Origin of the sequence: Paractinoplanes durhamensis, from assembly GCF_016862175.1 — a bacterium.
Taxonomy (GTDB): Bacteria; Actinomycetota; Actinomycetes; order Mycobacteriales; family Micromonosporaceae; genus Actinoplanes; species Actinoplanes durhamensis.
Map to the genome: position 1 here is coordinate 164,354 of NZ_BOML01000027.1, position 22,751 is coordinate 187,104.

Here is a 22,751-nt window from a genome sequence, read left to right on the forward strand (position 1 = left end):
AGCTACCTCTTCGTGTAGATCAACCCGACCTTGTCCACCTCATCGCCCGAGCGGCCCGAGAAACCGGCCACCTGCCAGCCGCTCGGCGCCGTCCGCGTGACGCAGTCGGCGGTGGTGGTGCCGCCGGCCAGGGTGTTGCCGGAGCTGGTGGTGAACTGGACGTAGAAGATCCGGGTGGTGTTGCTGTACTTGCCCGAGCAGAGTTTCACCGCGGTGACGTACTCGCTGGTGCCCAGGGTGAGCGATTTCGCGGTGCCGCCGGTGCCGCCGTGCGCCAGCACGGTCCCGGTGCTCAGGGTCAGGCCGACCTGGTCGACCCGGCTGCCGGCGCGCAGGCTGATCGCGCCGGCCCGGCCGGCCGCCGGCACCTTGTCGATGTCGTTGTAGTAGTCGCCGTGCGGCCCGCCGAACTGCTCGCTCATCGCGAAGGCGGCGTTTGTCGACCAGCTGAACTTCGTGCTGATCGGGTCGTGGTCGCTGAGCATCAGCCCGGTCCCGGTCTCCAGGAAAGCGGCGTGCTCGTTGTGGTAGTCGGTGGCGTTGAGGGTGAGGAACTTGCTGCTGCGGTAGAGGACCTTGTCGACCACCTCGCAGGTGTCGGTGATCGCGCTCTCGTCGCAGACCAGCGCGTCGGTGCCGATGGGCGGCGCGACGCCGGCGCGCTCGATCTTCACCCAGGCGTCGGTCAGTCCGTTCGCCGCCGCGAACGCCGCGATGGTGTCCCCGGTCCGGGTGTAGCGGGTGTTCGAGTCGCCCATCACGAGCACGGCGTTGCCGGCCGAGTGGGTGGCGATGAACGCGGACAGCTGGTTGAGGTTGTCGGCCCGCGACGTCAGGTCACCGGCGTTGGTGCCGGCGTTGGTGTGGATGTTGTAGAGGTCGACGTACACCCCCTCGGCCAGCCGCTGCCGCATGAAGGTGAAGCCCTTCGGGGTCAGGCAGTCCCCGGAGTCGATCTGGCACGAGTTCCAGTGCACCCGCTCGAAGTCGTCGCCGTCGTACGCATAGTTCGACAGCGTGTTGAGCCCGCTGCCGATGCCCGCGCCGCCGCTGGTCGGCGTGCGGTAGGCGTGGGTGTCGGCGGCGTACAGATTGGCGTGGTAGTTGAAATCCTCCTGGACGTGGATGACGTCGTAGGGGGAAAGTCGCTGGCCGATGGCGGTGGTGGCGGTGTCGCGCGGGGTGGGCGCGCTGGACAGGCCCTCGGGGAGGCCAGCCACGTTGTAGGACAGAGCGGTGAAGGTGCCACTCGCGGCTTGGGCCGGCGAGGCGACCACCGCGAGACCGGCGGCGGCGAGGAAGGCGGCGGCCAGACCGGCCTGGATACGGGACATGTACCGGACAGTAGGGTTCGACAGCCGTCGATGGGAAGACCTCCACTTATCCTCAAAGGTGAAAAAAGGTCGCGTTACTTCAAGATTCACAACCTGACCAACGCGTGTTCGCCCATCGGCCGCCCGAACTGCAAAGCATCTGTGCGTGGAAATTCTTTTCAGCCGCCGCACGCTGCTGCGCTCCGCCGTGGCCGCGGCCATGGCCCCCGCCGTCCTGGCCGCTCGCCCGGCCCTCGCCGCCACCGCCGCCGCCTTCGTCGACGACTACAAGACGAACGTCACCGGCAACCTGACGGCCGACACCAACGCGGCCGTCCGGATCCTCTCCGGCATGCAGCGGCTGTGGCGGACCGGCACCGCCTGGAACACCGGGACCGCCCTCGACGAGGCCACGCTGCGCGCCAACCTGCGCTACTGCGTGCGGATCACCGGCCACCGCAGCGCCGCCGACGAGGCCCGCGCGTTCATCCAGGACCGCCAGCACCAGAGCTACGCCGCGATCGCCGGCCTCGGCCCGCTCGCCGCGAGCTACAAGGCGGGCGCACTCGCCGTCACCGGCATCACCGCGGCCCCGGCCGGCACCCCCGCCACCAAGATCGACGACGCCGTCCCCGCCGACGCGCCGGCCGGCTCCGCACTCGGTGCCGGCTCCGCCACCTCCGCGCTCGGCCAGGTGGTCACGCTGGTCAACACCGTCCGCGGCGCGTACTCCTCGGGCAACCCCAGCAAGGCCGCCTACCAGTACCCGCGCCCCTGGCGGATGAACGCGGCCAGTCAGGTGGTCGACACCGGCGCGGTCGACGACCTCGGCTTCCCGATCTACGACTCTCCGGTCACCGTCGTGCCGCAACTGCTGCGCCAGCGCAGCACCACCCCCGCCGAGGACGGCGGTTTCCCCAGCGGTCACACCAACGCTTTCTACCTGGCCGCGCTTGCTTTTGCGTACGCCGTGCCCGAGCGCTTCCAGGAGCTGGTGACCGCCGCCTTCGACCTGGCCGAGACCCGCATCGTGGCCGGCATGCACTCCCCCGTCGACGTGATCGGCGGCCGCATCCTGGCCACCGCCCTGGCCGCCGCGATCCTCAACGACCCGGCCAACGCCACGGTGAAGACCGCCGCCCGCGCCCAGGCCCTGTCCTACTTCGGCCCCGGCATCACCGCCGACGCCCACCGCGCCGACCCCACCGACGCCTACGCCTCGCGGGCGGCGAACGAGCGAATCGTCACCCCGAAGCTGACGTACGGCCTGCCGCGCGGCCGCTCGAACGCCGAGATGGTGGTGCCGACCGGCGCCGAGGTGCTCCTCGAAACCCGCCAGCCGTACCTGACCGCCGCCCAGCGCCGCGAGGTCCTGCGCACCACCGCCCTGGGCGCGGGTTGGCCGCTGCTGGACGGCACCGAATTCTGGGGCCGCCTCAACCTGTTCGCCGCGGCCGACGGCTACGGCGCCTTCGACCGCGACGTGGTGGTCACCCTGGACGGCACGGCCGCCGACGCCTGGCGCAACGACATCGACGGCCGCGGCGGCCTGATCAAGCGCGGCACCGGCACCCTGACCCTGACCGGCCACAACTCCTACCGAGGCGGCACCACGGTCGCGGCCGGCACTCTGGCGGCCGCGTCCCGCACCGCCCTGGGCTGCGGCGACGTGCTGCTCACCGGCGGCACCCTGCAGGCCGCCGACCTGACCGTGAACGGCGACTACCGCCAGCAGACCGGCACCCTGATCGCCCGCGGCGGCCACCTCGACGTCCGCGGCGACGCCGTCCTGGGCACCCAGAGCGTCCTCGAGGTCCACGGCGAGACCGTCCTGCGCGCCCGCCGCGTGTCCGGAAAGTTCGGCAAGGTGGTCGCCCCGGCCGGTTACCAGGCCACGGTCACCTACACCCGCACGACCGTCACGGTCCGCCTCCGGCGCGGCTGATTGGCTACTGTTTCTCGGCATGACCACCCGTGTCGGGCGCCTGCTGGCGGCTCTGCTGGCCGGTGGACTGGTGACAGCGTGCTCCAGCCCACCGGCAGCGGTCACCTCCGCTACCACCTCGGCGCCGGCTTCGAGCCCGTCGGTCGAGCCCCGTGGCAGCGCCACCGCCGCGCCGGCCTGGCTCGGCACGCGGGTGCTGACGGTCGGCGCCAACGGGTTCGCGGCCGCTCAGGACACCCCGCCGGAGTTGCGTGACCGGTCGATCGTCACCACCGACGACCTGCCGCCCCCGGCCGACGGCGGCTTCCACTCGACGATCCAGGCCGTACCCCCGGACGTACTCTCCCGATCCACCTGGACCACCGCCTGCCCGGTGAAAGCCGCCGAGCTGAGGTATGTGACGGTCGTTTTCCGGGGGTTCGACGGGCGGGCGCACACCGGGGAGTTGCTGGTCAACGCACGCGCCGCCGAGCCGTTGGTCAAGGTATTCGGGACGCTTTTCGCCCAGGGCTATCCGATCGAGCGGATGCGGGTCACCAGCGGTGCCGAGCTCAACGCGCCGCCGACCGGGGACGGCAACACCACCGCCGTGTTCGCGTGCCGGCCGGTGCGGGGCAGCAAGAGCTGGTCACAGCATGCGTACGGGCTCGCGGTCGACGTCGACCCGTTCCAGAATCCGTACCACAAGGGCAAGGTTGTCCTTCCCGAGCTGGCCACGTCCTACCTCGACCGGGGTACCGTCCGGGCCGGGATGATTCTCGCGGGTGGGCCGGTCGTGCGGGCGTTCGCGGCGGTCGGCTGGAAGTGGGGCGGCGACTACCGATCGCTGAAGGATTTCATGCACTTCTCCGCCAACGGCGGCTGAGTACTGTGGCCGGATGGAGGTACAGCGGCCGATCGTCGCGGTAGCCAGCGGCAAGGGCGGGGTCGGCAAGTCGAGCGTCGCGGTCGCGATCGGGCGCGAGCTGGCCCGCGCCGGCCGCCGGATCGGGCTGGTCGACGCCGACATCGCCGGGCCGGACGTGCCGCGGATGCTGGGGTTGCGCCGGGACGCGCCGGCTAGGTCGGTCACCCTCGCGCGGTGGGCGCACGGCGGCGGACGTGACTCCGGGCTGGAAGCGATGGAGGTGGACGGCCTCAAGGTCGCGTCCGCGGGCTTCCTGATGGCCGGCGGGCAGGGCCTGGCGCTCGGGTCCGACCTGGGCGATCTCATGCTCGGCCGGCTCATCCGGGAAACCGTCTGGGGTGACGTCGAGGCCCTGATCGTGGACCTGCCGCCCGGCGTCAACTTCACCCAGCAGGGCGTGCTCTCCGGCGCCGGGCGGGTGACGACGATCCTGGTGGTGACCCCGGCCGAGGTGTCCCACCTGGACACCGGCCGCGCCCTGAGCACGCTGCGCCAGGTGCGGACGCCGGTGCTGGGCGGGGTGGAGAACATGGCCTACTTCGCGTGCCCCTGCTGCGGCGAGCGCACCGACCTGCACGCCCCGGCGCCCGACGACCGCACCATCTGGGCGGCCGGCGTCCCCCGGCTAGCGCGGCTCCCGTTCCGGCCCGAGGCCGCGATCACCGCCGACGACCTGGCCCCCGTCCTGGCCGCGGTCGCCGCCCACATCGCGACGCCATAGCCGTCAGGTCCAGCCGACCGGATTGCCGGTCTCGAACGCCGCGGTGCAGAGCCGCCGCAGCATGCCCGCCATGCGGCTGAAGTCCGCCGCCGAGCACTGCACGAACGCGCTGACTCCCATGTCAGGCCTGCAGCGGAACTCGGCGCGGCCGCACGACCCGGTGCGTGATCCGCCAACCGTCGTCGCCGTTGGTGAGCGTGTCCTCGTAGGTGCCGCTGCCGACCGAACCGTTCGCCATGACGCCGAGGTATTTCGACAGCGCACGGACCGTGCCGTCGCTCCGCTCCTCGACGACGATGTTGGTGACGTGGTGGGCGAGCGGATTGGCGTCGCCGAGCGCGAGGGCGGCCGCCTTCATCTCGGCCGGCCCGGTGAGCACGCCGGCGCCGAAGGCGGTGAGGTCGTAGGTGACGTCCGCGGCGAACACCCTCGTCATGCCGTCGAAGTCGCCCCGATCGGTCAGGTGCCCGTGCAGGTTGATCACGTCGGCGATGGCGAACCGGTCGTCAGCGGTCAGCATCGGCTTCCTCGGCCGGGCGGAGGGCGGCCAGCAGGCTGTCGAGCTGGCCCCACGCCCGGGCGCTGGCGATCGCGTCGATGTAGTCGCGGGACTCGATGATCCGGCCGTCGCGGATGCGCATGATGAAGACGCAGGGCACGGTGAAGGTTTCGCCGGTCTCGGCGACGTGGCCGCGGTAGGCGAACTCGGCGACGATCACCTCCGGGTCGGCGGTCTCGTGCACGGTGATGTCGACCGGTTTGCGGATCAGGGTGCGGGCGACCGGGGGTGCGCCGGTGAAATGCTCGTGCAGCTCCGCGCGGCTGAGCAGCGGCGGCGGGCTCAGCGGGTGGAACGGGTGAGAGACGTGGGTCTGCTCGGCGTACAGCTCGGCGAGCTCGTCGTATGGGCCGTCGCAGACGCCGTTCACCAGCCGGAGGAAGACCTCACGTGGACTGTCCATGATCGAACATCCTATCCGCCGGCCGGCCGGTACGATGACCGTCGATGGGACTGCTTCGTGACCGCGGATTCCGGAGTCTCTTCCTCGCCGACGCGATAAGTCAGGTCGGCGCCCAGGTCAGCCTGCTGGCGCTACCCCTGGTCGCGGTGATCGTGCTGCGCGCCTCCAACTTCGAGGCCGGTCTGCTGAACGCGTGCGAGACCCTGGCCTTCCTCCTGGTCGGGCTGCCGGCCGGGGCGTGGGTCGACCGGATGCGCAAGCGCCGGGTCCTGATCGTCAGTGACCTCGCGCGCGCCGCCCTGCTGGCCTCGGTGCCGATCGCCTGGGCGCTCGGCGGGCTCACCGTGACCCAGCTCTGCCTGGTCGCCCTCGCCACCGGCGTGTTCACGGTCTTCTTCGACATCGCCTACCAGAGCTACCTGCCGCACCTGGTCGGGCCAGAACACCTGGTCGAGGGCAACGCCAAGCTGGAGGGTGTCCGGGCGACGAGCCAGATCGTCGGGCCGACGCTGGCCGGCTTCGTCATCCAGCTGATCACCGCGCCGTACGCGCTGGCGCTGAATGCGGTGAGCTTCGCCGGCTCGGCCCTGTTCGTCAGCCGGATCGCCGCCATCGAGGAGCGGCCGGAACGCCGCCCGGACCGGCACCTGGGCCGGGAGATCCTCGACGGCCTGCGGTTCGTCTTCGGCAATCGGCTGCTGCGGGCGATCGCCCTGTGCATCTCCACCTACAACCTGATGTCGGCCGCGCGCACGGCGATGCTTGTGGTGCTGCTCGCCCGGGATCTGGGGCTGCCGGCCGGCACGATCGGCGTCTTCTACTCGATCGCCTCGGTCGGCGCCCTGGTCGGCGCGCTGACCGCCCGCCGGATCGCGGCCCGGATCGGGCAGGGGCCGGCGATCTGGATTCCGATCGCGGTGTGCGTGCCGCTGCAGTTCGTCGTTCCCTTGGCGCAGCGGGGCTGGCTGCTGTGGGTCGCGGCCGTCGCGTACCTCGGGATCTGGGCCTGTGTCTCGGTCAACAACATCACCCAGGTCAGTTTCCGGCAGGGCCTGACGCCGCCGGCCCTGCTGGGCCGGATGAACGCCACCATGCGCTTCCTGGTCTGGGGCACGCTGCCGATCGGCGCGTTCCTGGGCGGTGTGCTCGGCCAGGCGATCGGGGCCCGGGCCACGCTGTGGATCGCGGCGGCGGCCGGCGTGATCCCGCTGATTCCGCTCCTCGCCTCGCCCCTGCGCACCACCCGCGAGCTGCCCACCGCCTCAGTCGAACAGGATCTCCATTAGCGGGCTGCCGGCGAGCCAGCTCTCCAGGCTCTCGGCCCAGTCGAGGGTCGGCACGATCTCGGCGAAGACGCGGGCTCGCTCGTCGGGATCGGTGACCGGGCGGCCGCGTACCGCAAGATCCTGATTTTTCAGATGCAGGGTGAAGCGGGGGTCGGCGAGCATGTTGGCGTACCAGTCGCGCGCGCCCGGGCTGCCGGTCAGCCAGTAGCGGCCGGCCGCCCGGTACCGCCAGGTCTCGATCCGGCGCGGCTCGCCGCTGCGGCGCCCGGTGGTGGTGATCTCCACGGTCTGCTGGGTCTCCAGCGCCTGTCGCGCCTCGTCCGTCGACGTCATGGCCCCCATCCTGCGACCTCAAGCCGACTTCAGGTCAAGCGCAGGCGTTATCTTTCCGTTACCGAACGGCTGAAATCGGCCGGGCTCCCGGGGCGTGTTCGAGGCACATCACACCCCCGACAAGGAGTCACCCCATGCGTTCGATCATCGTCGGAGCCGTTGCCCTCGCCGGCGTCGCAGCACTGTACGGGTGCGCCGGCAACGGGACGGGCACCGCCGCCGCACCGGCCGCATCCGTTGCACCGACCCCGTCCGCTGCGGTTTCCACCGAGGCCACCAGCGCGCCGGTCAAGGAAGCCGCCACGAAGACGGCCACCAAGACGCCGACGAAGACGGCGAAGCCCGCGAAGGCCGACGTCAGTCAGCTCAAGAAGCTCGGCATCACCCTCGACGAGGGCGTTCTGATCGACGTCGCGGACGACGGCGTGGACCGCTTCCTCGCGATCGGCAAGGACGGCGTCGACTTCACCGGCACCACGAAGACCGACGCGACGATGATGTCGCTGAAGGCGGCGCCGGGCGGCCGGAAGAACCAGGTGCTGATCGTCCCGCCGTTCTGGAACGAGGACCTCGGCGACGGCTCGTGCGTCGCCGACACCGCCGGCGCCGCCCTGAAGCTGGAGACCTGCGCCACCGGCAAGCCCGCGCAGATCTGGACCGTGGTGCCGGCCGGCGACTCCGGTCAGTTCGAACTTCGCGGAACGTACGGCATCATCCGGGTCGAGGACGGAAGGATCACGACGGGGGCGAGCGGCCGCACGGGCCTGCAGACCATTACGTTCGCGAAGTGAATCATGCGTGATGCCGGGGATTTCGACGCGTTCTACGCGACGTCCTCGCGCCGGGTTCTCGCCCACGTCTCGATGATGGTGGGCAGCCAGGCCGAAGCCGAGGATGCGGTCGCGGAGGCATATCTGCGCGCCTGGAACCGCTGGTCCAAGATCAGCAAATACGAGAATCCCGAGGCTTGGGTACGCCAGGTCGCGTACCGCCAAGCGGTAAGCACCTGGCGTAAGGCGGTCAACCGGCTGCACGCCCATCGCAAGGACGACAGCGACCGGCACGTCGAGGCACTGAGCCCGGACCACGTGGCGATCGTCGCCGCGCTGCGCCGCCTGCCGGCCGATCAGCGCCGGGTGATCGTGCTGCACCACCTGTGCGGCCTGAGCGTGGCCGAGATCCACCAGGAGACCGGGATCCCGGCCGGCACCGTGACCACCTGGCTGGCCCGGGGTCGCCGGGCGATGGCCGCCTACCTGACCGACGAGGAGGAGCGCAGCGATGTCTGATGATCCCATCAACCCCGGGCTCCAGGCCTACGCGGATCAGGTCCAGCGCACCGCCCAGCTCGCCCCGGCCGAGGAGATCCGCCGCCGCGGCGACCGTCGCCGCCGCAACCGCGCGGCCGGTGCCGCCTTCGCCGCGGTCCTGATCGCCGCGGTCGGTGCGGGCGCCCTCCTCGACCGCCGCCCGCAGCGCTCGGTGACCCCGGTCGGCCCGTCGCCGTCGGTGTCGCTCCCGTCGTCGACGCCGAGCACCCTGCCCAGCTACAAGCCGTCGACCTCGACCCGATCGAAGGTGACCCAACTGCGCAGCATCGGGGTCGACCTGCAGGTCGGCGTGCTCATCGACGTGGCGGACGACGGCGTGGACCGGTGGATGCAGGCCGGCCCGGACAACGTCGTCGACTTCACCGGCTCCACCAAGGACGACACCACCGAGATGTCGCTGCAACCGGCACCGGTGACCGGTGAGAACCGGGTGCTGATCATCCCGGTGGCGCAGCCCGGCATGTGCGTGACCGACACGCCGCAGGAGCCGCTGGCGCTGCAGCCGTGCAAGGACGGCACCGAGGCGCAGGTCTGGCGGGTGGTGCCGGCCGGCGATTCCGGTCAGGTCGAGCTGGAGGGCCGCTACGGCATCCTGAAGGTCGACCAGAAACTGATCGGCACCGACCAGACCGGCTGGACCGGGATGCAGACGATCAAGTTCTAGCGGGCCCTGGCGGTCATCGCCGATCGCGATGACCGCCAGCGGCAACGTCGTTCGGTGTCGGCGCGGGTCGAGATGCTGATGGCCACGGCTTCCCGGCCACCGGCCGGCCGCGGGCATCCGTGGCCCGGTTACGGGCGCAGGGCCCACTCCACCGTGACCGACGCCGACAGTCGCTGCCGGCCCGGCTCGATCGAGAGCTTCGCGTCCGAGGCGATCATGCCGGCCATCGGGACCGGTCCCCCGCCGCCGGACGTCGCCTCACTGATCCGCAGGACCCGCCCGAGCGGCCGGCCCGCCTCGCGGGCGTAGAGCTCGGCCTTGCCGCGGGCGTCGGCGAACGCCTTCTTGCGGGCCTCGGCGAGCAGGGCGGTGTCGTCCTCGATGGCGAACGACACACCGTTCAGCCGGGCCGCGTCGCCACCGGCGGCGATGGCCGCGGACAGCAGCGCCCCGGCCTTCGGCAGGTTCCGGATCGTCGCGGTGAGCCCCTGATTCACGGTGTAGGCGACAATTTTCCGGTCGTCGTCGGTTCGCGTGCCGACGTTCACGTTCGACGTCTGCAGGTCGGCCCGGGCGATCCCGGCCCGGACGAGGGCGTCCCGCATCTTGTTCGCGGCCGTGCTCGCTCGGTCCAGGGCATCGCCGACTGTGGACGCCTCGGTCTCCACCGCGAAGTCGGCGGTGAGCAGGTCGGGCTGGCCGGACACCTCGCCGCTGCCGGTGACCATGATGCTTTCGACGGGCGGGGCATCCGCTGCCGCGGCCGGGCGGCCACTCAACAGAGTGGACGACAGCACAACGAGAGCAACCGCGGCGACTCGTGACGTTTTCATTTGGTACCTTCCAGCCGTATTTCTACCTATTCAAGGCTTTTGGACGGCAGGTCGGCGCGGGTATCCCGTACATCTAGATCGTCCGGCTGAAAGTAGGGTTTCACCCGTGACCAATCAGACGGTGAGCGTTGCCAGTGTGTCGAGCCGCGCCGAAGGCGACATCGTGGCCGGCCTCCTGCAGAGCGCGGGCATCAACGCATGGATCTCGGCCGACGACGCCGGCGGCGAGATCGGCTCCCTCCAGTTGGAGGGAGTGCTGGTGCTGGTCGCCGCCGCCGACGAGGCCAAGGCCCGGGAGATCCTGGCCGAAACGGCGTCCTGACGGCAAACGGGGTCGCGCGGACGGCACTCAGAGCGGCATGATCCTCGGCCGTGACCGCTCTTCCCGCCCCGCCGTCCGTCGCCTGCCCGCGCTGCGCGAAATCCACTGTCACCACCGGGCTTCGCGAGCCGTGGTGCCCGTCCTGCGACTGGAACCTGGACCAGGCGACGCCGGCCCTCTTCGGCATCGGCTGGATCGACCGCCGGCTGCACCGGGTGGCGGGCCGGCTCACCGACCTCGCCGGGCGGGGCACCATCGTGGAGGCGGACCGGATCCCCCGGCTGACTGGCCTGGTCCAGCGGGTCGCGACCGCGGTCGGCGCGCCGGTCCCCCAGGTGGTGATGGTCGGGTACGACCTGAACGCGTTCACCGCCGCGGGCGGCCTGCGCCGCACCCGGGTGCTGTGCATCGGCCTGCCGCTGTGGCGGTCGGCCTGGCGGATCACTTCGTGATGCGGGCGTCGATCGACACCGTGGTCCGCCGGGAGGCCCGGGCCGGCAACGGCATGCCGGCCTGGCACGACGCCGCGCGGGTCGCCCGGACTAACCTCGCCGCGAACCTTCCGGTCCTGCGCCGCCTGAGCCGGCACACCGAGACGTCGCTGTACGCCTCGCATCCGCCCGCCGGGCTGCGCGCCGAGATGCTCGAACAGCGTCCCCGGCTGGCGGCCGCGGTCACCCTCACCGAGGCCGAGGCGGCCCACATCGATGAGGAGCTCGCCGTGCACCAGAGGCGGGTTCTGCGCGAACTGACCGCCTGATGGTGGTCCTCGTCGTGACCTGCGGTGCGTTCGCGGCGGGTGAGCTCGTGCAGGCCTTCCGCCGGCGGCGCGGCGCGACGCGAGTGGACGTACGCGCCGAAATGGTCTTCCGGTTGTTGCTCTTCGCCGCCATCGCCATGTGGCCACTCGGCCGGGCGGTCGCCCCCGGCGCTGTCATCGGGGGCGAAGTGGTCGGGGCGGCGGTCGGCTGGGCCGGTGCCCTGTTGCGCTGGTGGTCGTTCGTGACGCTCGGCCGGTACTTCACCGTCGTGGTCCTGACCAGCAAGGATCAGCCCGTCATCGACCGCGGCCCCTATCGTGTGCTGCGGCATCCGAGCTACACCGGCCTGCTTCTCATGATCGCCGGGGTGGGCGTGATGATCGGCAACTGGGTGGGCGCGGCCGGCGCGTTCGTGCTGGTCCTGGTCGCGTTGCTGCATCGGATGCGGGTCGAGGAGAGAGCGCTGACGGCCCAGCTCGGCGACCGCTACCGCGACTTCGCGGCCCACCGAGCCCGGCTCATCCCCTACATCTGGTAGCCGCCGACCGTAGGGTGGTTCGATGAGCGCGATCAGGGGCAACCGGGCGGCCTTCTACCAGGTGCTGATCAACACTCTGCTCGTCTCGGTCATGAACTTCACGGTCTGGTTCGCGATCACCTTCTACGTCTATCTGCAGACGCGATCGGTGTTCGCCACCGGTGTCATCTCCGGCATCTTCCTGGTGATGACCGCGCTCACCGGCATCTGGTTCGGCAGTCTCGTCGACCACTTCCCGAAGAAGACGGTGCTCCAGGTCTCGGCGCTGACCTCCACGATCGTGTACGCGGCGGCCCTCGCCATCTACCTGGCCACGCCCCGCGCCGAGTTCACCGATCCGGCCAGTCCCGTGCTCTGGAGCATGGTGGTCCTGCTCATGCTCGGCGTGATCGCGAGCAACCCGCGGGCCATCGCACTCGCCACCCTGGTCACCGTGCTGATCGAGCCGGAGTCCCGGGACCGCGCGAACGGCCTGGTCGGCACCGTCTCCGGCACGTCGATCCTGGTCACCTCGGTGATCAGCGGCCTGCTCGTGGCGTACGGCGGGATGACCTGGGTGTTGGTCCTCGCGCTGGTGGTGCTCGGCGGCGCGCTGCTGCACCTGGCTCTGGTGGCGCTGCCCGAGCCGGCCAAGGACACCACCGAGAAGCGCAGCGTCGACTTGCGGGGCACGATCACCCTCGTACGCTCAGTTCCTGGTCTGTCGGCTTTGATCGTCTTTTCGGCGTTCAACAATCTGCTCGGCGGCATCTTCATGGCGCTGCTTGACGCGTACGGATTGTCGCTCGTCTCGGTCCAGGTGTGGGGCCTGCTGTGGGGCCTGCTCAGCACCGGTTTCATCGTCGGCGGCCTGATGATCGCCCGCACCGGCCTGAGCGCCAACCCGGTCCGCGTCCTGCTCGCGATCAACCTGGTGCTGTGGGCGGTGACGGCGCTGTTCCCGCTGCGCTCCTCGGTGGTGCTGCTGTGCGCGGGCCTGTTCGTCTACATGACCCTCGCGCCGTACGCCGAGGCCGCCGAACAGACCATCCTGCAGAAGGTGGTCCCGTACGAACGGCAGGGCCGGGTCTTCGGTTTCGCCCAGAGCGTCGAACAGGCCGCGTCTCCGCTGACCGCGTTCCTGATCTCCCCGGTGGCCCAGTTCTTCTTCATCCCGTTCATGACCGACGGCGCCGGCGCCCGCGCGATCGGCGACTGGTTCGGCACCGGCGCCGAGCGCGGCCTGGCCCTGGTCTTCGTGCTGACCGGCATGATCGGCCTGATCGCCACGACGGCGGCCCTGCGGAGCCGCCCGTATCACCGCTTGAGCGCCCGCTACGCGGAGTCCCCGGCATTCGGGTCGGTCTATTAAGGTCGATGGTATGACGTCTGTCCGGGCCACCAGTGTCTTCGACTCGCTGCGGCTTGACGCCGTGGCCGACCACGAGGCGCTTCGCCAGGTCTACGCGCTTCCGAGCGACGGGGCCGTGCGCAAGCAGATGACCGAGCTCACCGATCAGACCCGGCGGCTGATCGGCTGCTCGTCGCTGGTGTTCGTGGCCAGCGTGGACGCCGCGGGCAACTGTGACGTCTCGCCGCGCGGCGGGCCCGCCGGGTTCGTCGCCGTGCTGGACGAGCGGACCGTGGCGATCCCGGACGCGACCGGCAACAAGCGGCTGGACACCCTGCAGAACATCGTCGTCACCGGCCGGGCCGGGCTGCTCTTCGTCATCCCGGGGCGCACCACCACGCTCCGGCTCAACGGCCGGGCCTGCGTCTCCACCCGCCCCGATCTGCTGTCCCAGCTGACCGCCGTGGGCAAGCCGCCGGCCAGCGCGATCGTGCTGGAGATCGAGGAGGTCTACCCGCACTGCCCGAAATCGCTGATCCGCAGCGGCGCATGGAAACCGGAGCAGTGGCTGCCGGCCGACGCCCAGCCGACGTCGGCCGAGGTGACCCTGGCCCAGATGCGGATGCCGGAGCTGACGATCGCCCAGATCGAGCAGGCGGAGGCGGACATGATGAAGTACCGGTACGAGTAGACGGCTCAGTGCACGAGTTCCTCCACCGGCTCGGGGGCCGGCCGGGCGGCCGGGATCAGCAGCGTCGCCAGCAGGCCGAGCGCGAGCAGGCCGGCGGCGAGGTAGGAACCGATGGCGATGCCGTGGGCCATGGCGTCGCGGGCGGCGTCGGCGACCGCGGCGGTGGCGGGGTCGGCGGCGAGCGGGGCGATGGCCGCGCCGGCGCTGTCGGTGACCGTCGCCGCGAACCGGTCGATCTGGTCGGACGGGATCGGGCCGCCGCTGAGGGTGTCCTTGACGTCGCGGCCGAGGGCGGAGAAGAAGACCGTGGTCAGCACGGCGATGCCCAGCGCTGAGCCGAGCTGCCGGAAGGTGGCCTGGACGCCGGAGCCCTGGCCGGCCTCGGCGGCCGGGATGTCGGCCAGCACGACGTTGGTGACCTGGGCGGTCGCGAAGCCGACGCCGATGCCGTAGACGAACAGCACGATCGCGATCGACCACCACGGCGCCGAGGTGGTCCCGGCGACGATGCCGAGCCCGACGAGAGCAACGGCTTCCAGGGCCAGGCCGAGCCGGACGAGACCGAGCGCGGACACCTTCTCGGCCAGACCGAAGCTCGCGCCGCTGGCGGCGAAGCTGCCGATCGCCAACGGCAGCAGGGCGACGCCGGCCTGCAGGGAGCTGTAGTCGAGGGTGAACTGCAGCCACAGCGGCAGGACCGCGATGATGCCGAACTCGCCCAGCCCGATGATGACGGTCGCGATGTTGCCGTTGCGGAACGACGAGATGGTGAACAGGCGGGTATCCATCAGCGGCTGCCCGCCGCGGCGGCTCAGTCGCGCCTGCCGCCACCCGAACAACCCGAGCAGGACGACCCCGGCCACCAGGGCGAGGAACACCGGCGACAGGCCGGCCACATCGGCATGCCCGTTCGCGGCCGTCACCCAGCCGTACGTACGGCCCTCGACCAGACCGAAGGCGAGAGCTCCCAGCCCGGCCATCGACAGCAGCGCTCCGGGCACGTCGATCCGCCCGGCCGTCCGCGGCGACGGGGTGATGAACACCAGCGTCAAGACGAAGATCAGCACGACGAGCGGCACGTTGATGCCGAACGCCCAGCGCCAGCTCGCGTGCTCGGCGAACCACCCGCCGATCACCGGGCCGACCGCGGTGGCCGCGCCGATCGTCGAGCCCCACACCGCGAACGCCTGACCGCGCTCCCTGCCGGTGAACGTCTGGTTGAGCAGCGACAGCGACGTCGGCAGCAGCATCGCCCCGCCGACACCCTGCAGGAACCGGGCCAGGATAAGCACCTCACCGTTCGGCGCGAGGCCGGCGAGCAGGCTGGTCACGCCGAACACGACGACGCCGGCCGCGAAGATCCGGCGCGCCCCGATCAGGTCGGCCAGGCGGCCGAAGACCAGCAGCATCGCGGCGAAGGTGATCGCATACGACTCCTGGATCCACTGCGCCTGCGAGGAGTTGATGGCCAGGTCCTCGATGACCGACGGGGTGATCACGTTGACGATCGTCGTGTCCACCACGATCAGCGAGACGCCGAGCGCGATCGCGACCAGCCCCCACCATTTGCGAGCCGTTGTTGACTGTGCCGGCATGGTTATCCCTTCAAGTAGTTACACCATCAAACTATCACAGCATCAAGCTAAGTACGCCGAGGGAATGTTTGACGGTGTGACAGTTTGATCCGGGTATGATCGCCGAAATGACGGACGCTGATGCTCGACGCGATCGGGTCCTCATGGGCCTGCGTGACCACGGCACGCTCTTCGGCGAGCTCGGCCGGCAGCTCGGCATCGCGGCCGGCCTGCACCACACCGACGCCAGGGCGCTGGTGGAGATCCTGGGCGCCCAGGACAACGGCGCGCCGCTGACCCAGTCCGAGCTGAGCCATCGCATCGGCCTGACCACCGGCGCCACGTCGTCCCTGCTGAACCGCCTCGAAGCCGCCGGCCACATCGAGCGGGTGCGCAACCACGCCGACCGGCGCGTCGTCACCCTGCACGCCACCGAGGGCGTCGACGCGATGGTCGACCGCTTCTTCGACCCCCTGATCGACCGGATGGGCGCGATGATGGACGGCTACCCGCCCGAGCTCCTGGACGAGTTCGCCCGCTTCCTCGGCGACGTCAGCCGGACGATGAAGGGCTACCTCGAGGAACTGCCGGCGCGGTAGCTCACACCTCGCGCTTGGGCGCAGGTCAGCGGGTCCGGCGCGGACGACGCAATGTCCATCCGATCATGATGCCGGGTCGGGTCAGGGGATGAAGACCAGGCGGTCGCCGGTCTCGGCGGTCCACGCCTGGTTGATGCGATTCAGGGGTACGGCGTGGGCCTGCACGTCGACGCGGCCGGTCGCCAGCGCCTCGGCGAGGGCCGGCAGCTCGGCCATGAAGTCGCGCGGGGCGATGGAGCCGATGCCGCTGCCGACGATCTGCAGCCGGGCCCCGCGCAGGGCGACCGACGGGATGGCCGCGAGCTCGCCGGCCATCGACCCGATCTGGATCCAGGTCATCGGGGCGCCACGGTCGGCACGGGCGGTGAGCAGCGGCAGCATGGCCTGGGCGGAGGCCTCGCCCCAGACGTAGTCGAGCACCACATCGGCGTCGGCGGCCCGGTCGATCTTGTCGAAGGTGATCGTCTCGTCCGCACCGAGGGCGGCCAGCGTGGCGAGCCGGGCGGTGTCGCGCCCGGCCGCGATCACCCGGGCGGCGCCGAAGAGCTTGGCGATCTGGATCGCCATCCGGCCCGCACTGCCGGTCGCGCCGAGGATCAGCACTTGCTGCCCGGCCTGGAAGTCGATGCGCCGGCGCAGGGCGACCTGACCCAGCTGCGGGTGCTCGGCATCCTGCGCGACCGCCGCGCCCGGGTGACCGACCTGGCGATGTTCCTGGGCGTGGACAAGTCGTCGATGTCCGGCCTGATCGACCGGGCCGAGCGCCGCGGCCTGATCGGGCGCGACAAGAACCCGGACGACCGGCGGGCGCTCGACGTGTTCCTGACCCCGGCCGGCCTGGAGCTGACCGAGCGCCTCTACGCCCAGGTCCGCACCACGATGGAGCCCGCGACGGAAAGGCTGGACGCGGACCAGCTGCGGACCCTCGCCACCCTGCTCGAACCCATCCTGATCGCGTCCGCGGGCCCGGGGCCGCTCAGGCCGAGGTGAGTTCCATCGGAGTCAGGGTTTCGCCGGCCCGCACCGCGGCCTCCAGTCGCCGCTGCCCGCGGACGGCGACGAAGTGCGGCGCCCGATGCACCACCGCGATCTCGCCGTCGTCGTCGGTCACCGCGGCGGGGCGTACGCGACGAGGGTCGAGGTAGCAGACCAGCGCGGCGGGCGGCCGCTCGAGCATCTCGACGATCCGCGCGACCACCTGCTCCGGGTCGGCGCTCGTGGTGTCGCAGACCAGGTCGTAGTTGCGGAGGTCGGTCTTGTCCACGCCGTACCGGGACAGGAACCGCTGCCGTTCGCTCTCGCTGCGGTCGGCGAGCTGGCGGCCGGCGTCCTCGATGCTGCCGTAGTTCTCCACCGCGTCGCCGGGCCGGCCGAGCACCCGCCGGGCGGCCTCGACGGGATCGGTGATGAGGTGCACCTTCAGGGCGTCGGTGAAGAAATGCCACGCCAGCCGGCTGTCCACCACCAGCCGCTCGTCCGAGGCGGCGATGTCGTGCTGCAGCTGGTCGATGTAGTGGTCGACCTTGTCGTCCAGCTCCGAGTGCAGGTTGAACTGCAGCGCGGTCATGCCGTGCTCGGCGGCCATCCGGCGGTAGAGATCGCCGATGCTGACCCGGCGCACCCCCAGCCGCTCCGCCAGCATCACCGACACGGTTGTCTTGCCGCTACCGAGATCACCGTTGAGTACGACCGTACAGGGTCGGATCATCGGTCCACGGTAGTCGATTCAGCCGACCGTGGCCGCGGCCTCGCGCTCCCGGTAGTAGTCGCCCGCCACCACCGGCGGGTAGTCGGTGCCGCCGCCGACCGGGGGCGCGAGCGGCGTGACGACCCGGTCCATGTCCGATTCGCAGAAGACGATGAGGCTGATCAGTTCCTCGTTCGGGTCGGCGTCCGACGGCGGCAGCACCCGGTGCCGGGTGGACCGCCAGCGGTCACCGGTCCAGCGGGCGAGCAGGTCGGCGATGTTGACGGTGAGGGCGCCCGGCACGAACGGCGCGTCCGCCCACTCGCCGTCGAGGGTCTGCACCTGCAGTCCGCCGTAGCCCGGCTGCCGGTCGAGGATGGTGAGGATCCCCCAGTCGGTGTGCGGCCCGACCCGGAACTGCCCCTCGACCGGCGCTCCGGTGACCGCCAGCGCCGGGTAGCGGTTGATGTTGAAGGTGTGCGGCGCGTTCCTGGTCCGCTCGACGAAGTAGCCGGGGTCCAGCCCGAGCGCGACGGCCAGCACCTCCAGCAACTCCCGATAAAGATCAAGAACCTGCTCCGCGTACGCCGTGACCGGGTCACGCAGCGCGGGCACCTCGGCCGGCCAGACATTCGCCATGAACCAGGCCGGGTCGCCGTCCGGGTCCTCCCGACCGAGCGTGAAGGTCTCCTTGAGGTCGGCCGTCGCCGCGTCGCCGACCTCGCCGTAGTAGGAGTTGGCCTCCCGGCCCCGGGCGATCCACCCCCGCCCGCCAACTCCCGTCCCGTAGGCGTCCTTGGCGGCATCGGGCAGCGCGAAGAACGCGCGGGACGCCAGCCGGACACGCTCCTTCAGTGAGTCGTCGATGCCGTGCCCGCTGACCAGGAAGAACCCGGAATCCTGCATGGCCCGGTCGAGCCGGGCCGCAAGCGCAGCCCGCTCCTCAAGGCCGGCGACCCGCCAGGCCCCGATGTCGAAAAGCGGAATGTCCGGAGCGCTCATGAATCACATCCCAGCCAAGAACGGAAACCCCGACCGTACGGGCCCATTGTTACGACAGCCGTCCGGGCCTACCGCCTTCGAAACAACACTCTGCCGACCTTCTCGCCAGCGGCCGGCGGGCCGGCTGCGGGCGTCGGCGCATCGATCCGGTAGCCGATCACGTCGTCGATCGGTTTCGAAAGGTTCCCGCCGAGATCCACCTGGAGTCCGCCGTCGGGGAGGCGCGAGAGCGAGGTCAGCGGTTGCGAGTCCGGCAGGCCGCGGCACTGCACGGTCACCGGCCGCCCGGTGGCCATGGCCGCGGTGAGCTCGGCCGCCATCGCCTTCGCCTTCACCTGGCCAGGGAGCGCGGCCGTTCCGGTCAGGAACGCCGCGGTCACCTCGGCGCGACCCGAGTTGCGCGCGGCCGTGGCGATCCCACGCGCCTCCAGGTCACCCGCGATGAGCAACGCGGCGGACAACAACGCGGCTGCGGTGACGAGCGCCCCGCCGGCGACGAGCGCGACTATCAGCGGCTCGCCCAGCGTGGTCCGGATGTCGGTGATCGTCCCGGCCGCTGTGCCGAGGATCGCCGTCACGCCGCCGGCCCCGGCGATCCGGCGCGTCAGCTTCGCCCATCTGCGCGTGATCTCCGTGGCCCCGGACTTGATGACCTGGATCGAGCCCGGCGTGCCATCGTTCCACCCACTCTTGGCCGCGATGGTGCGCTGCTTGTCGGTGCCGAGCAGTTGCAGGCCGATGAGTAGGTCCTGCAGGTTTACCGGGTCGCCCAGGTCGGCCGCGGGCACCGCCCATTTCAGCGGACCCAGTGCCTTTTCAGCGTCGACGGGATCATCCTCCGCCATGACCGCACCTCCCGTTGCCGTGCCGACGCGGAGCGAGCCGGAGCGGCCTGCTCTCCCCTGCGACATCAACACTCGGGGGGTGCGGCGGACAATCGACGGCGTTACCTGCGGGCTGCCGGATCTAGGACACGCCTCAATCGGCCGGCGTCTCGGCGGTGGCCACGATGGTGGCGCGGCCGAGGATGTGGCCGGCCATGGTGAAGCCCAGGAAGGCCGGGGTGCCCTCGGCGGGCACGCCGATGTCCTCGACATCGAGGGCGTGCACGGTGATGAAGTACCGGTGCGGGCCGTGCCCGGCGGGCGGGGCCGCGCCGACGTACTGCGGCAGCCGGGCGTCGTTCGGCAGCTGGATCGCTCCCGCCGGCAGCCCGGTTCCGGCAGCGCTCCCGGCTCCGGCGGGCAGAGCGGTCACGGTGGCGGGGATGTTGGCGACCGCCCAGTGCCAGAAGCCCGACATCGTCGGCGCGTCGGCGTCGAAGACGGTCACCGCGAAGCTCTTGGTGCCCTCGGGCGCGCCGGACCAGGCCAGGTCGGGGGAAATGTCCTGTCCGCCGGGGATCCCGAAGGCACCGGACATCTGCGGCAGCGGCAGTGCCTGACCGTCGGTGGCCGCGTCGCTCCTGACCTCGAAGCTCGGGACCTGCGGAAGACGAGCGAACGGGTTGTTGGTGGCAGTCATGGCGCTCCTTGACGAAGTGGTGAACACCGAAAAGCCTGCGACCTGCGGCAACAAGCAGGGAGATCCTCGGCATGCTGGTGCCCGCAGTGCCACCATGGGCGGTCGACGCCGCGCATCGCGGTGGAGCAAACTGGGGCAATGCCCAACCGGCCCGAGCTCTCCGCGTTCCTGCGCGCGATGCGAGCGCGCGTGCAACCGGACGACGTCGGCCTGCCGGCGATGAGCCGCCGCCGGACGCCCGGCCTGCGGCGCCAGGAGGTCGCGCAGCTCGCCGCGGTCAGCATCGACTGGTACATCCGCTTGGAGCAGGGCCGGGTCGGCGTTCCGGGGACGGCCGTGCTGGATGCGGTGGCCCAGGCCCTGAAGCTCACCGCGGCCGAACGCCACCACCTGCACCTGATCGCCCGCGGCGAAGCTCCGCCACCCCGACACGTGCCGGCCCCGGCCAGCGAGTCGTTGCAGACCCTGCTGCACAGCATGCCGACGGTCCCCGCCTGGATCCTCGACTTCCGATTCGACGTCCTCGCGCACAACACGGCCGCGGTGGCCCTGTTCGGCCCCGGCTTCACCGTCGGGATAAACACAGCGAAACCGCTTTTCCTGGACCCGGCGACCCGTGATTTCCAGCTGGACTGGACCCGAATCGCCCGCGAGCACGTCGGCAACCTGCGGGCCAACCTGACCCGGCACCCCGACGATCCCCGGCTCCGATCCCTGGTCGGCGAGCTACGCCGGAAGAGCAGGGACTTCGCGACCTGGTGGGACGACCAGACCGTGCAGGAGCGCACGAACGGCACCAAACGAATCCTGCACCCGACCGCCGGCGTGATGACCTTGCGCTACGACGTCCTGGCCGTCCAGGACGGCTCCGAACAGCGCCTCTCGGTCATCACCCCGGCGGACACGGACGCGGAGAACGCGCTGCGCGCCCTCATCTTCCAGCCGCACGGCCTACGCGCGGTCAACTGAGTGCCGGCGAAGAATGTGGGTCATGACCGGCTCGGACGCGGCGCCCGTGGGACGCCTGCACCACCTGATCATCGACTGCGACGACCCGGCGGCCTCGGCGGCCTTCTGGAGTGCGCTGCTGGGCCAACCGGTCACCTACCACGATCACGACTTCGCGGTGGTCTCCGCCGACACCACCACCTCCGGCCTGGCCTTTCAGCGCGCCCCCGACCGGCGGCCGCCGACCTGGCCCGACCCGGCCGTTCCACAGCAGATGCACCTCGACGTCATGGTCGACGACCTCGCCGCCGCCGCGGAAGCCGTACGCGCCCTCGGCGCGCGTCAGCTTCCCGGCGACCACGTCTTCGCCGACCCGGACGGTCACCCGTTCTGCCTGATCCCGAGGCCGAGCTGGGCACCACCCGTCAGACCGGCACCGGCCGGGTGACGCCCAGCTTCTCGGCCGCAACCTCCAACTCGGCCCACACCTTGGGGCCGACCGGGATGCCGTCCTTGGCGCGGGTTTCGGCGACCGCCGCGCTGTGTTCGCCCGGGTAGCGGATCGCGGTGTTCTCGTCGGCCCGAGGTAGGGCGTGCACGGTGTCGAGAGTGGCGGTCACCGCCTCCGTGAACGCTGATGGGTCGCCGAAGGCGGCCGGGTCGAGGGCGATGATCAGGGCGTTCTGGCGGTGCGAGCGGCCCTGCGGGTCGTCCGAGTGGAACGACGACACGATCGGGGCGCCGACCAGGACGCTGGTGAGCAGTTCGAACGCCAGGGACATCCCGGCGCCCTTCGCCCCGCCAAGCGGCAGCGGCATCTTGGCCAGGGCCGGGTCGGTGGTCGGGGTGCCGTCGGCGGTCGCGGCCACGCCCTCGGGCAGCTGTTTTCCGGCGTTGCGGTACTGGGCGATCTTGCCGAGGGCGATGCCGGCGGTGGCCATGTCGAGCAGGACCGGCGGGCGGCCGTCAGCGGTCGGCACCGAGATGGCGAGCGGGCTGGTGGCGACCGCGGCGCCGGTGACGCCGGGGTAGCTCATGTTGGGCATGCCGGCCACGAACGCGATGCCGATCAGGCCCTCGGCGGCGATCTGCGACGTGTAGTAGCCGATCGCGCCGGTGTGGACGGTCCGGCGGACGCCGACCGCGCCGATGCCGACCGCGCGGGCCCGGGTGATCGCCTCGGCGGCGGCCGCGGTCAGCGCGACCGGGCCGGGGGCGCGGTCGGCGTCGAGCACGGTGACGCCGGCGGCGGTGCCGGTGAAGGTCATCGACGGTGTCGCGTTGGCCTCGCCGGAGGCGAGAAGTTCGAGGTAGCGCGGGACGCGGGCGACGCCGTGCGAGTCGACGCCGCGGACGGCGGCCCACAGCAGGACGTCGCTGATCGTGCGGGCGTGGGCGGGGTCGGGGACGGACGCGGTGAACAGGGCGGTGACGAACTCGCCCAGGTCGGCGGCCGGGATCACGACTGGCATCGGTGGTT

At 71.0% G+C, this 22,751-nt stretch carries 28 protein-coding genes and 1 pseudogene; 17 read left to right on the top strand and 12 right to left on the bottom strand.

The window, feature by feature from the left end:
• Positions 1 to 2 precede the first annotated feature (2 nt).
• Positions 3 to 1,334 (bottom strand): jacalin-like lectin, encoded by a 1,332-nt coding sequence (locus tag Adu01nite_RS16415; protein ID WP_203727729.1) that lies wholly within the window; start codon positions 1,332 to 1,334, stop codon positions 3 to 5.
• 145 nt (positions 1,335 to 1,479) lie between these two features.
• On the opposite strand from Adu01nite_RS16415, the gene Adu01nite_RS48495 reads away from it, so the two are divergent.
• The 3 genes from Adu01nite_RS48495 to Adu01nite_RS16430 are packed head-to-tail and all read left to right on the top strand — an operon-like array spanning position 1,480 to position 4,886.
• On the top strand, positions 1,480 to 3,258 hold the full coding sequence (locus Adu01nite_RS48495) for a phosphatase PAP2 family protein (RefSeq protein ID WP_275414659.1): 1,779 nt from the start codon (positions 1,480 to 1,482) through the stop codon (positions 3,256 to 3,258).
• A gap of 19 nt (positions 3,259 to 3,277) precedes the next feature.
• Positions 3,278 to 4,123, top strand: coding sequence for a M15 family metallopeptidase (locus Adu01nite_RS16425; protein ID WP_203727730.1), 846 nt, complete (start codon positions 3,278 to 3,280; stop codon positions 4,121 to 4,123).
• A 13-nt stretch (positions 4,124 to 4,136) separates the two neighbouring features.
• The gene (locus Adu01nite_RS16430; RefSeq protein ID WP_203727731.1) at positions 4,137 to 4,886 is read left to right on the top strand and encodes a P-loop NTPase; all 750 of its coding nucleotides are present in this window, start codon (positions 4,137 to 4,139) and stop codon (positions 4,884 to 4,886) included.
• A gap of 121 nt (positions 4,887 to 5,007) precedes the next feature.
• Here Adu01nite_RS16430 and Adu01nite_RS16435 read toward each other — a convergent pair whose 3' ends face one another.
• Complete coding sequence (locus Adu01nite_RS16435) at positions 5,008 to 5,406, bottom strand: nuclear transport factor 2 family protein (protein ID WP_203727732.1); 399 nt, start codon at positions 5,404 to 5,406, stop codon at positions 5,008 to 5,010.
• A complete protein-coding gene (locus tag Adu01nite_RS16440; RefSeq protein WP_203727733.1) occupies positions 5,393 to 5,848 on the bottom strand; it encodes a nuclear transport factor 2 family protein in 456 nt (151 codons plus the stop codon). Before Adu01nite_RS16440 ends, Adu01nite_RS16435 begins: the two co-directional genes overlap by 14 nt.
• A 44-nt stretch (positions 5,849 to 5,892) precedes the next feature.
• Here Adu01nite_RS16440 and Adu01nite_RS16445 point away from each other — a divergent pair, with 44 nt between their 5' ends.
• Positions 5,893 to 7,134 carry an MFS transporter gene (locus tag Adu01nite_RS16445; RefSeq protein ID WP_203727734.1) on the top strand — a complete coding sequence of 414 codons (1,242 nt, stop codon included), beginning with the start codon at positions 5,893 to 5,895 and terminating at the stop codon, positions 7,132 to 7,134.
• Here the strand turns inward: Adu01nite_RS16445 and Adu01nite_RS16450 are convergent.
• Positions 7,111 to 7,467: a nitroreductase/quinone reductase family protein gene (locus tag Adu01nite_RS16450; RefSeq protein ID WP_203727735.1), complete on the bottom strand. Its 357-nt coding sequence runs from the start codon at positions 7,465 to 7,467 to the stop codon at positions 7,111 to 7,113. The genes Adu01nite_RS16445 and Adu01nite_RS16450 overlap by 24 nt on opposite strands.
• A 134-nt stretch (positions 7,468 to 7,601) precedes the next feature.
• Between Adu01nite_RS16450 and Adu01nite_RS16455 the strand changes: the two genes are divergently transcribed.
• From Adu01nite_RS16455 to Adu01nite_RS16465, 3 genes are read left to right on the top strand one after another with little or no spacing between them, the layout of a single operon-like run.
• A complete protein-coding gene (locus tag Adu01nite_RS16455; RefSeq protein WP_203727736.1) occupies positions 7,602 to 8,258 on the top strand; it encodes a hypothetical protein in 657 nt (218 codons plus the stop codon).
• A gap of 3 nt (positions 8,259 to 8,261) precedes the next feature.
• A complete protein-coding gene (locus Adu01nite_RS16460; protein ID WP_203727737.1) occupies positions 8,262 to 8,756 on the top strand; it encodes a sigma-70 family RNA polymerase sigma factor in 495 nt (164 codons plus the stop codon).
• The gene (locus Adu01nite_RS16465; protein ID WP_203727738.1) at positions 8,749 to 9,462 is read left to right on the top strand and encodes a hypothetical protein; all 714 of its coding nucleotides are present in this window, start codon (positions 8,749 to 8,751) and stop codon (positions 9,460 to 9,462) included. Before Adu01nite_RS16460 ends, Adu01nite_RS16465 begins: the two co-directional genes overlap by 8 nt.
• Positions 9,463 to 9,590: 128 nt before the next feature.
• On the opposite strand, the gene Adu01nite_RS16470 is transcribed toward Adu01nite_RS16465, so the two are convergent.
• Positions 9,591 to 10,295 (bottom strand): SIMPL domain-containing protein, encoded by a 705-nt coding sequence (locus Adu01nite_RS16470; RefSeq protein WP_203727739.1) that lies wholly within the window; start codon positions 10,293 to 10,295, stop codon positions 9,591 to 9,593.
• A gap of 106 nt (positions 10,296 to 10,401) precedes the next feature.
• Here Adu01nite_RS16470 and Adu01nite_RS16475 point away from each other — a divergent pair, with 106 nt between their 5' ends.
• Genes Adu01nite_RS16475 through Adu01nite_RS16500 form a run of 6 tightly spaced genes read left to right on the top strand, consistent with a single transcriptional unit; the run spans position 10,402 to position 13,937 of the window.
• Positions 10,402 to 10,617 (top strand): putative signal transducing protein, encoded by a 216-nt coding sequence (locus tag Adu01nite_RS16475; protein WP_203727740.1) that lies wholly within the window; start codon positions 10,402 to 10,404, stop codon positions 10,615 to 10,617.
• Between the two features lie 50 nt (positions 10,618 to 10,667).
• A complete protein-coding gene (locus Adu01nite_RS16480; protein ID WP_203727741.1) occupies positions 10,668 to 11,069 on the top strand; it encodes a M48 family metalloprotease in 402 nt (133 codons plus the stop codon).
• A complete protein-coding gene (locus Adu01nite_RS16485; RefSeq protein WP_203727742.1) occupies positions 11,066 to 11,377 on the top strand; it encodes a hypothetical protein in 312 nt (103 codons plus the stop codon). The genes Adu01nite_RS16480 and Adu01nite_RS16485 overlap by 4 nt, the downstream gene beginning before the upstream one ends.
• Complete coding sequence (locus tag Adu01nite_RS16490) at positions 11,377 to 11,916, top strand: methyltransferase family protein (RefSeq protein WP_203727743.1); 540 nt, start codon at positions 11,377 to 11,379, stop codon at positions 11,914 to 11,916. The genes Adu01nite_RS16485 and Adu01nite_RS16490 overlap by 1 nt, the downstream gene beginning before the upstream one ends.
• Positions 11,917 to 11,938: 22 nt before the next feature.
• Complete coding sequence (locus Adu01nite_RS16495) at positions 11,939 to 13,267, top strand: MFS transporter (RefSeq protein WP_203727744.1); 1,329 nt, start codon at positions 11,939 to 11,941, stop codon at positions 13,265 to 13,267.
• A 10-nt stretch (positions 13,268 to 13,277) separates the two neighbouring features.
• A complete protein-coding gene (locus tag Adu01nite_RS16500; RefSeq protein ID WP_203727745.1) occupies positions 13,278 to 13,937 on the top strand; it encodes an MSMEG_1061 family FMN-dependent PPOX-type flavoprotein in 660 nt (219 codons plus the stop codon).
• Positions 13,938 to 13,942: 5 nt separating this feature from the next.
• On the opposite strand, the gene Adu01nite_RS16505 is transcribed toward Adu01nite_RS16500, so the two are convergent.
• Positions 13,943 to 15,532 carry a DHA2 family efflux MFS transporter permease subunit gene (locus Adu01nite_RS16505; protein ID WP_203727746.1) on the bottom strand — a complete coding sequence of 530 codons (1,590 nt, stop codon included), beginning with the start codon at positions 15,530 to 15,532 and terminating at the stop codon, positions 13,943 to 13,945.
• A gap of 107 nt (positions 15,533 to 15,639) precedes the next feature.
• Here Adu01nite_RS16505 and Adu01nite_RS16510 point away from each other — a divergent pair, with 107 nt between their 5' ends.
• Positions 15,640 to 16,110, top strand: coding sequence for a MarR family winged helix-turn-helix transcriptional regulator (locus tag Adu01nite_RS16510; protein WP_203727747.1), 471 nt, complete (start codon positions 15,640 to 15,642; stop codon positions 16,108 to 16,110).
• Positions 16,111 to 16,191: 81 nt separating this feature from the next.
• On the opposite strand, the gene Adu01nite_RS16515 is transcribed toward Adu01nite_RS16510, so the two are convergent.
• Positions 16,192 to 16,713: a zinc-binding dehydrogenase gene (locus tag Adu01nite_RS16515; RefSeq protein ID WP_239132456.1), complete on the bottom strand. Its 522-nt coding sequence runs from the start codon at positions 16,711 to 16,713 to the stop codon at positions 16,192 to 16,194.
• On the opposite strand from Adu01nite_RS16515, the gene Adu01nite_RS16520 reads away from it, so the two are divergent.
• Positions 16,714 to 17,100, top strand: a complete 387-nt coding sequence (locus Adu01nite_RS16520; RefSeq protein ID WP_239132457.1) for a MarR family transcriptional regulator — start codon at positions 16,714 to 16,716, stop codon at positions 17,098 to 17,100.
• Here Adu01nite_RS16520 and Adu01nite_RS16525 read toward each other — a convergent pair.
• The 4 genes and pseudogenes from Adu01nite_RS16525 to Adu01nite_RS16540 form a co-directional block, all read right to left on the bottom strand.
• Positions 17,093 to 17,818, bottom strand: a pseudogene (locus Adu01nite_RS16525) (AAA family ATPase); the annotation flags it as partial. The gene Adu01nite_RS16520 and the pseudogene Adu01nite_RS16525 overlap by 8 nt on opposite strands.
• A gap of 18 nt (positions 17,819 to 17,836) precedes the next feature.
• A complete protein-coding gene (locus Adu01nite_RS16530; protein ID WP_203727749.1) occupies positions 17,837 to 18,799 on the bottom strand; it encodes an isopenicillin N synthase family dioxygenase in 963 nt (320 codons plus the stop codon).
• Positions 18,800 to 18,867: 68 nt separating this feature from the next.
• Positions 18,868 to 19,644: a hypothetical protein gene (locus tag Adu01nite_RS16535; RefSeq protein WP_203727750.1), complete on the bottom strand. Its 777-nt coding sequence runs from the start codon at positions 19,642 to 19,644 to the stop codon at positions 18,868 to 18,870.
• Positions 19,645 to 19,777: 133 nt separating this feature from the next.
• Positions 19,778 to 20,323: a YbhB/YbcL family Raf kinase inhibitor-like protein gene (locus Adu01nite_RS16540; RefSeq protein WP_203727751.1), complete on the bottom strand. Its 546-nt coding sequence runs from the start codon at positions 20,321 to 20,323 to the stop codon at positions 19,778 to 19,780.
• Between the two features lie 138 nt (positions 20,324 to 20,461).
• Here Adu01nite_RS16540 and Adu01nite_RS16545 point away from each other — a divergent pair, with 138 nt between their 5' ends.
• Together Adu01nite_RS16545 and Adu01nite_RS16550 are read left to right on the top strand one after the other, a co-directional pair.
• On the top strand, positions 20,462 to 21,292 hold the full coding sequence (locus Adu01nite_RS16545; RefSeq protein ID WP_203727752.1) for a helix-turn-helix transcriptional regulator: 831 nt from the start codon (positions 20,462 to 20,464) through the stop codon (positions 21,290 to 21,292).
• Positions 21,293 to 21,314: 22 nt separating this feature from the next.
• Positions 21,315 to 21,719 (top strand): VOC family protein, encoded by a 405-nt coding sequence (locus Adu01nite_RS16550; RefSeq protein WP_203727753.1) that lies wholly within the window; start codon positions 21,315 to 21,317, stop codon positions 21,717 to 21,719.
• On the opposite strand, the gene Adu01nite_RS16555 is transcribed toward Adu01nite_RS16550, so the two are convergent.
• A complete protein-coding gene (locus tag Adu01nite_RS16555) occupies positions 21,697 to 22,743 on the bottom strand; it encodes an Ldh family oxidoreductase (protein ID WP_203727754.1) in 1,047 nt (348 codons plus the stop codon). The two genes, Adu01nite_RS16550 and Adu01nite_RS16555, sit on opposite strands and share 23 nt — an antisense overlap.
• Between the last annotated feature and the right edge of the window lie 8 nt (positions 22,744 to 22,751).

Excerpts from the sequence above, each read along its gene's own strand:
- Adu01nite_RS16430 (WP_203727731.1), top strand. The coding sequence starts at position 4,137 with ATGGAGGTACAGCGGCCGATCGTCGCGGTAGCCAGCGGCAAGGGCGGG.
- Adu01nite_RS16445 (WP_203727734.1), top strand. The coding sequence starts at position 5,893 with ATGGGACTGCTTCGTGACCGCGGATTCCGGAGTCTCTTCCTCGCCGAC.
- Adu01nite_RS16545 (WP_203727752.1), top strand. The coding sequence starts at position 20,462 with ATGCCCAACCGGCCCGAGCTCTCCGCGTTCCTGCGCGCGATGCGAGCG.
- Adu01nite_RS16440 (WP_203727733.1), bottom strand. The coding sequence starts at position 5,848 with ATGGACAGTCCACGTGAGGTCTTCCTCCGGCTGGTGAACGGCGTCTGC.
- Adu01nite_RS16535 (WP_203727750.1), bottom strand. The coding sequence starts at position 19,644 with ATGGCGGAGGATGATCCCGTCGACGCTGAAAAGGCACTGGGTCCGCTG.
- Adu01nite_RS16455 (WP_203727736.1), top strand. The coding sequence starts at position 7,602 with ATGCGTTCGATCATCGTCGGAGCCGTTGCCCTCGCCGGCGTCGCAGCA.
- Adu01nite_RS16495 (WP_203727744.1), top strand. The coding sequence starts at position 11,939 with ATGAGCGCGATCAGGGGCAACCGGGCGGCCTTCTACCAGGTGCTGATC.
- Adu01nite_RS16470 (WP_203727739.1), bottom strand. The coding sequence starts at position 10,295 with ATGAAAACGTCACGAGTCGCCGCGGTTGCTCTCGTTGTGCTGTCGTCC.
- Adu01nite_RS16550 (WP_203727753.1), top strand. The coding sequence starts at position 21,315 with ATGACCGGCTCGGACGCGGCGCCCGTGGGACGCCTGCACCACCTGATC.
- Adu01nite_RS16460 (WP_203727737.1), top strand. The coding sequence starts at position 8,262 with ATGCGTGATGCCGGGGATTTCGACGCGTTCTACGCGACGTCCTCGCGC.
- Adu01nite_RS16415 (WP_203727729.1), bottom strand. The coding sequence starts at position 1,334 with ATGTCCCGTATCCAGGCCGGTCTGGCCGCCGCCTTCCTCGCCGCCGCC.
- Adu01nite_RS16490 (WP_203727743.1), top strand. The coding sequence starts at position 11,377 with ATGGTGGTCCTCGTCGTGACCTGCGGTGCGTTCGCGGCGGGTGAGCTC.
- Adu01nite_RS16500 (WP_203727745.1), top strand. The coding sequence starts at position 13,278 with ATGACGTCTGTCCGGGCCACCAGTGTCTTCGACTCGCTGCGGCTTGAC.
- Adu01nite_RS16505 (WP_203727746.1), bottom strand. The coding sequence starts at position 15,532 with ATGCCGGCACAGTCAACAACGGCTCGCAAATGGTGGGGGCTGGTCGCG.
- Adu01nite_RS16540 (WP_203727751.1), bottom strand. The coding sequence starts at position 20,323 with ATGACTGCCACCAACAACCCGTTCGCTCGTCTTCCGCAGGTCCCGAGC.
- Adu01nite_RS16510 (WP_203727747.1), top strand. The coding sequence starts at position 15,640 with ATGACGGACGCTGATGCTCGACGCGATCGGGTCCTCATGGGCCTGCGT.
- Adu01nite_RS16435 (WP_203727732.1), bottom strand. The coding sequence starts at position 5,406 with ATGCTGACCGCTGACGACCGGTTCGCCATCGCCGACGTGATCAACCTG.
- Adu01nite_RS16555 (WP_203727754.1), bottom strand. The coding sequence starts at position 22,743 with ATGCCAGTCGTGATCCCGGCCGCCGACCTGGGCGAGTTCGTCACCGCC.
- Adu01nite_RS16450 (WP_203727735.1), bottom strand. The coding sequence starts at position 7,467 with ATGACGTCGACGGACGAGGCGCGACAGGCGCTGGAGACCCAGCAGACC.
- Adu01nite_RS16425 (WP_203727730.1), top strand. The coding sequence starts at position 3,278 with ATGACCACCCGTGTCGGGCGCCTGCTGGCGGCTCTGCTGGCCGGTGGA.
- Adu01nite_RS16530 (WP_203727749.1), bottom strand. The coding sequence starts at position 18,799 with ATGAGCGCTCCGGACATTCCGCTTTTCGACATCGGGGCCTGGCGGGTC.
- Adu01nite_RS16465 (WP_203727738.1), top strand. The coding sequence starts at position 8,749 with ATGTCTGATGATCCCATCAACCCCGGGCTCCAGGCCTACGCGGATCAG.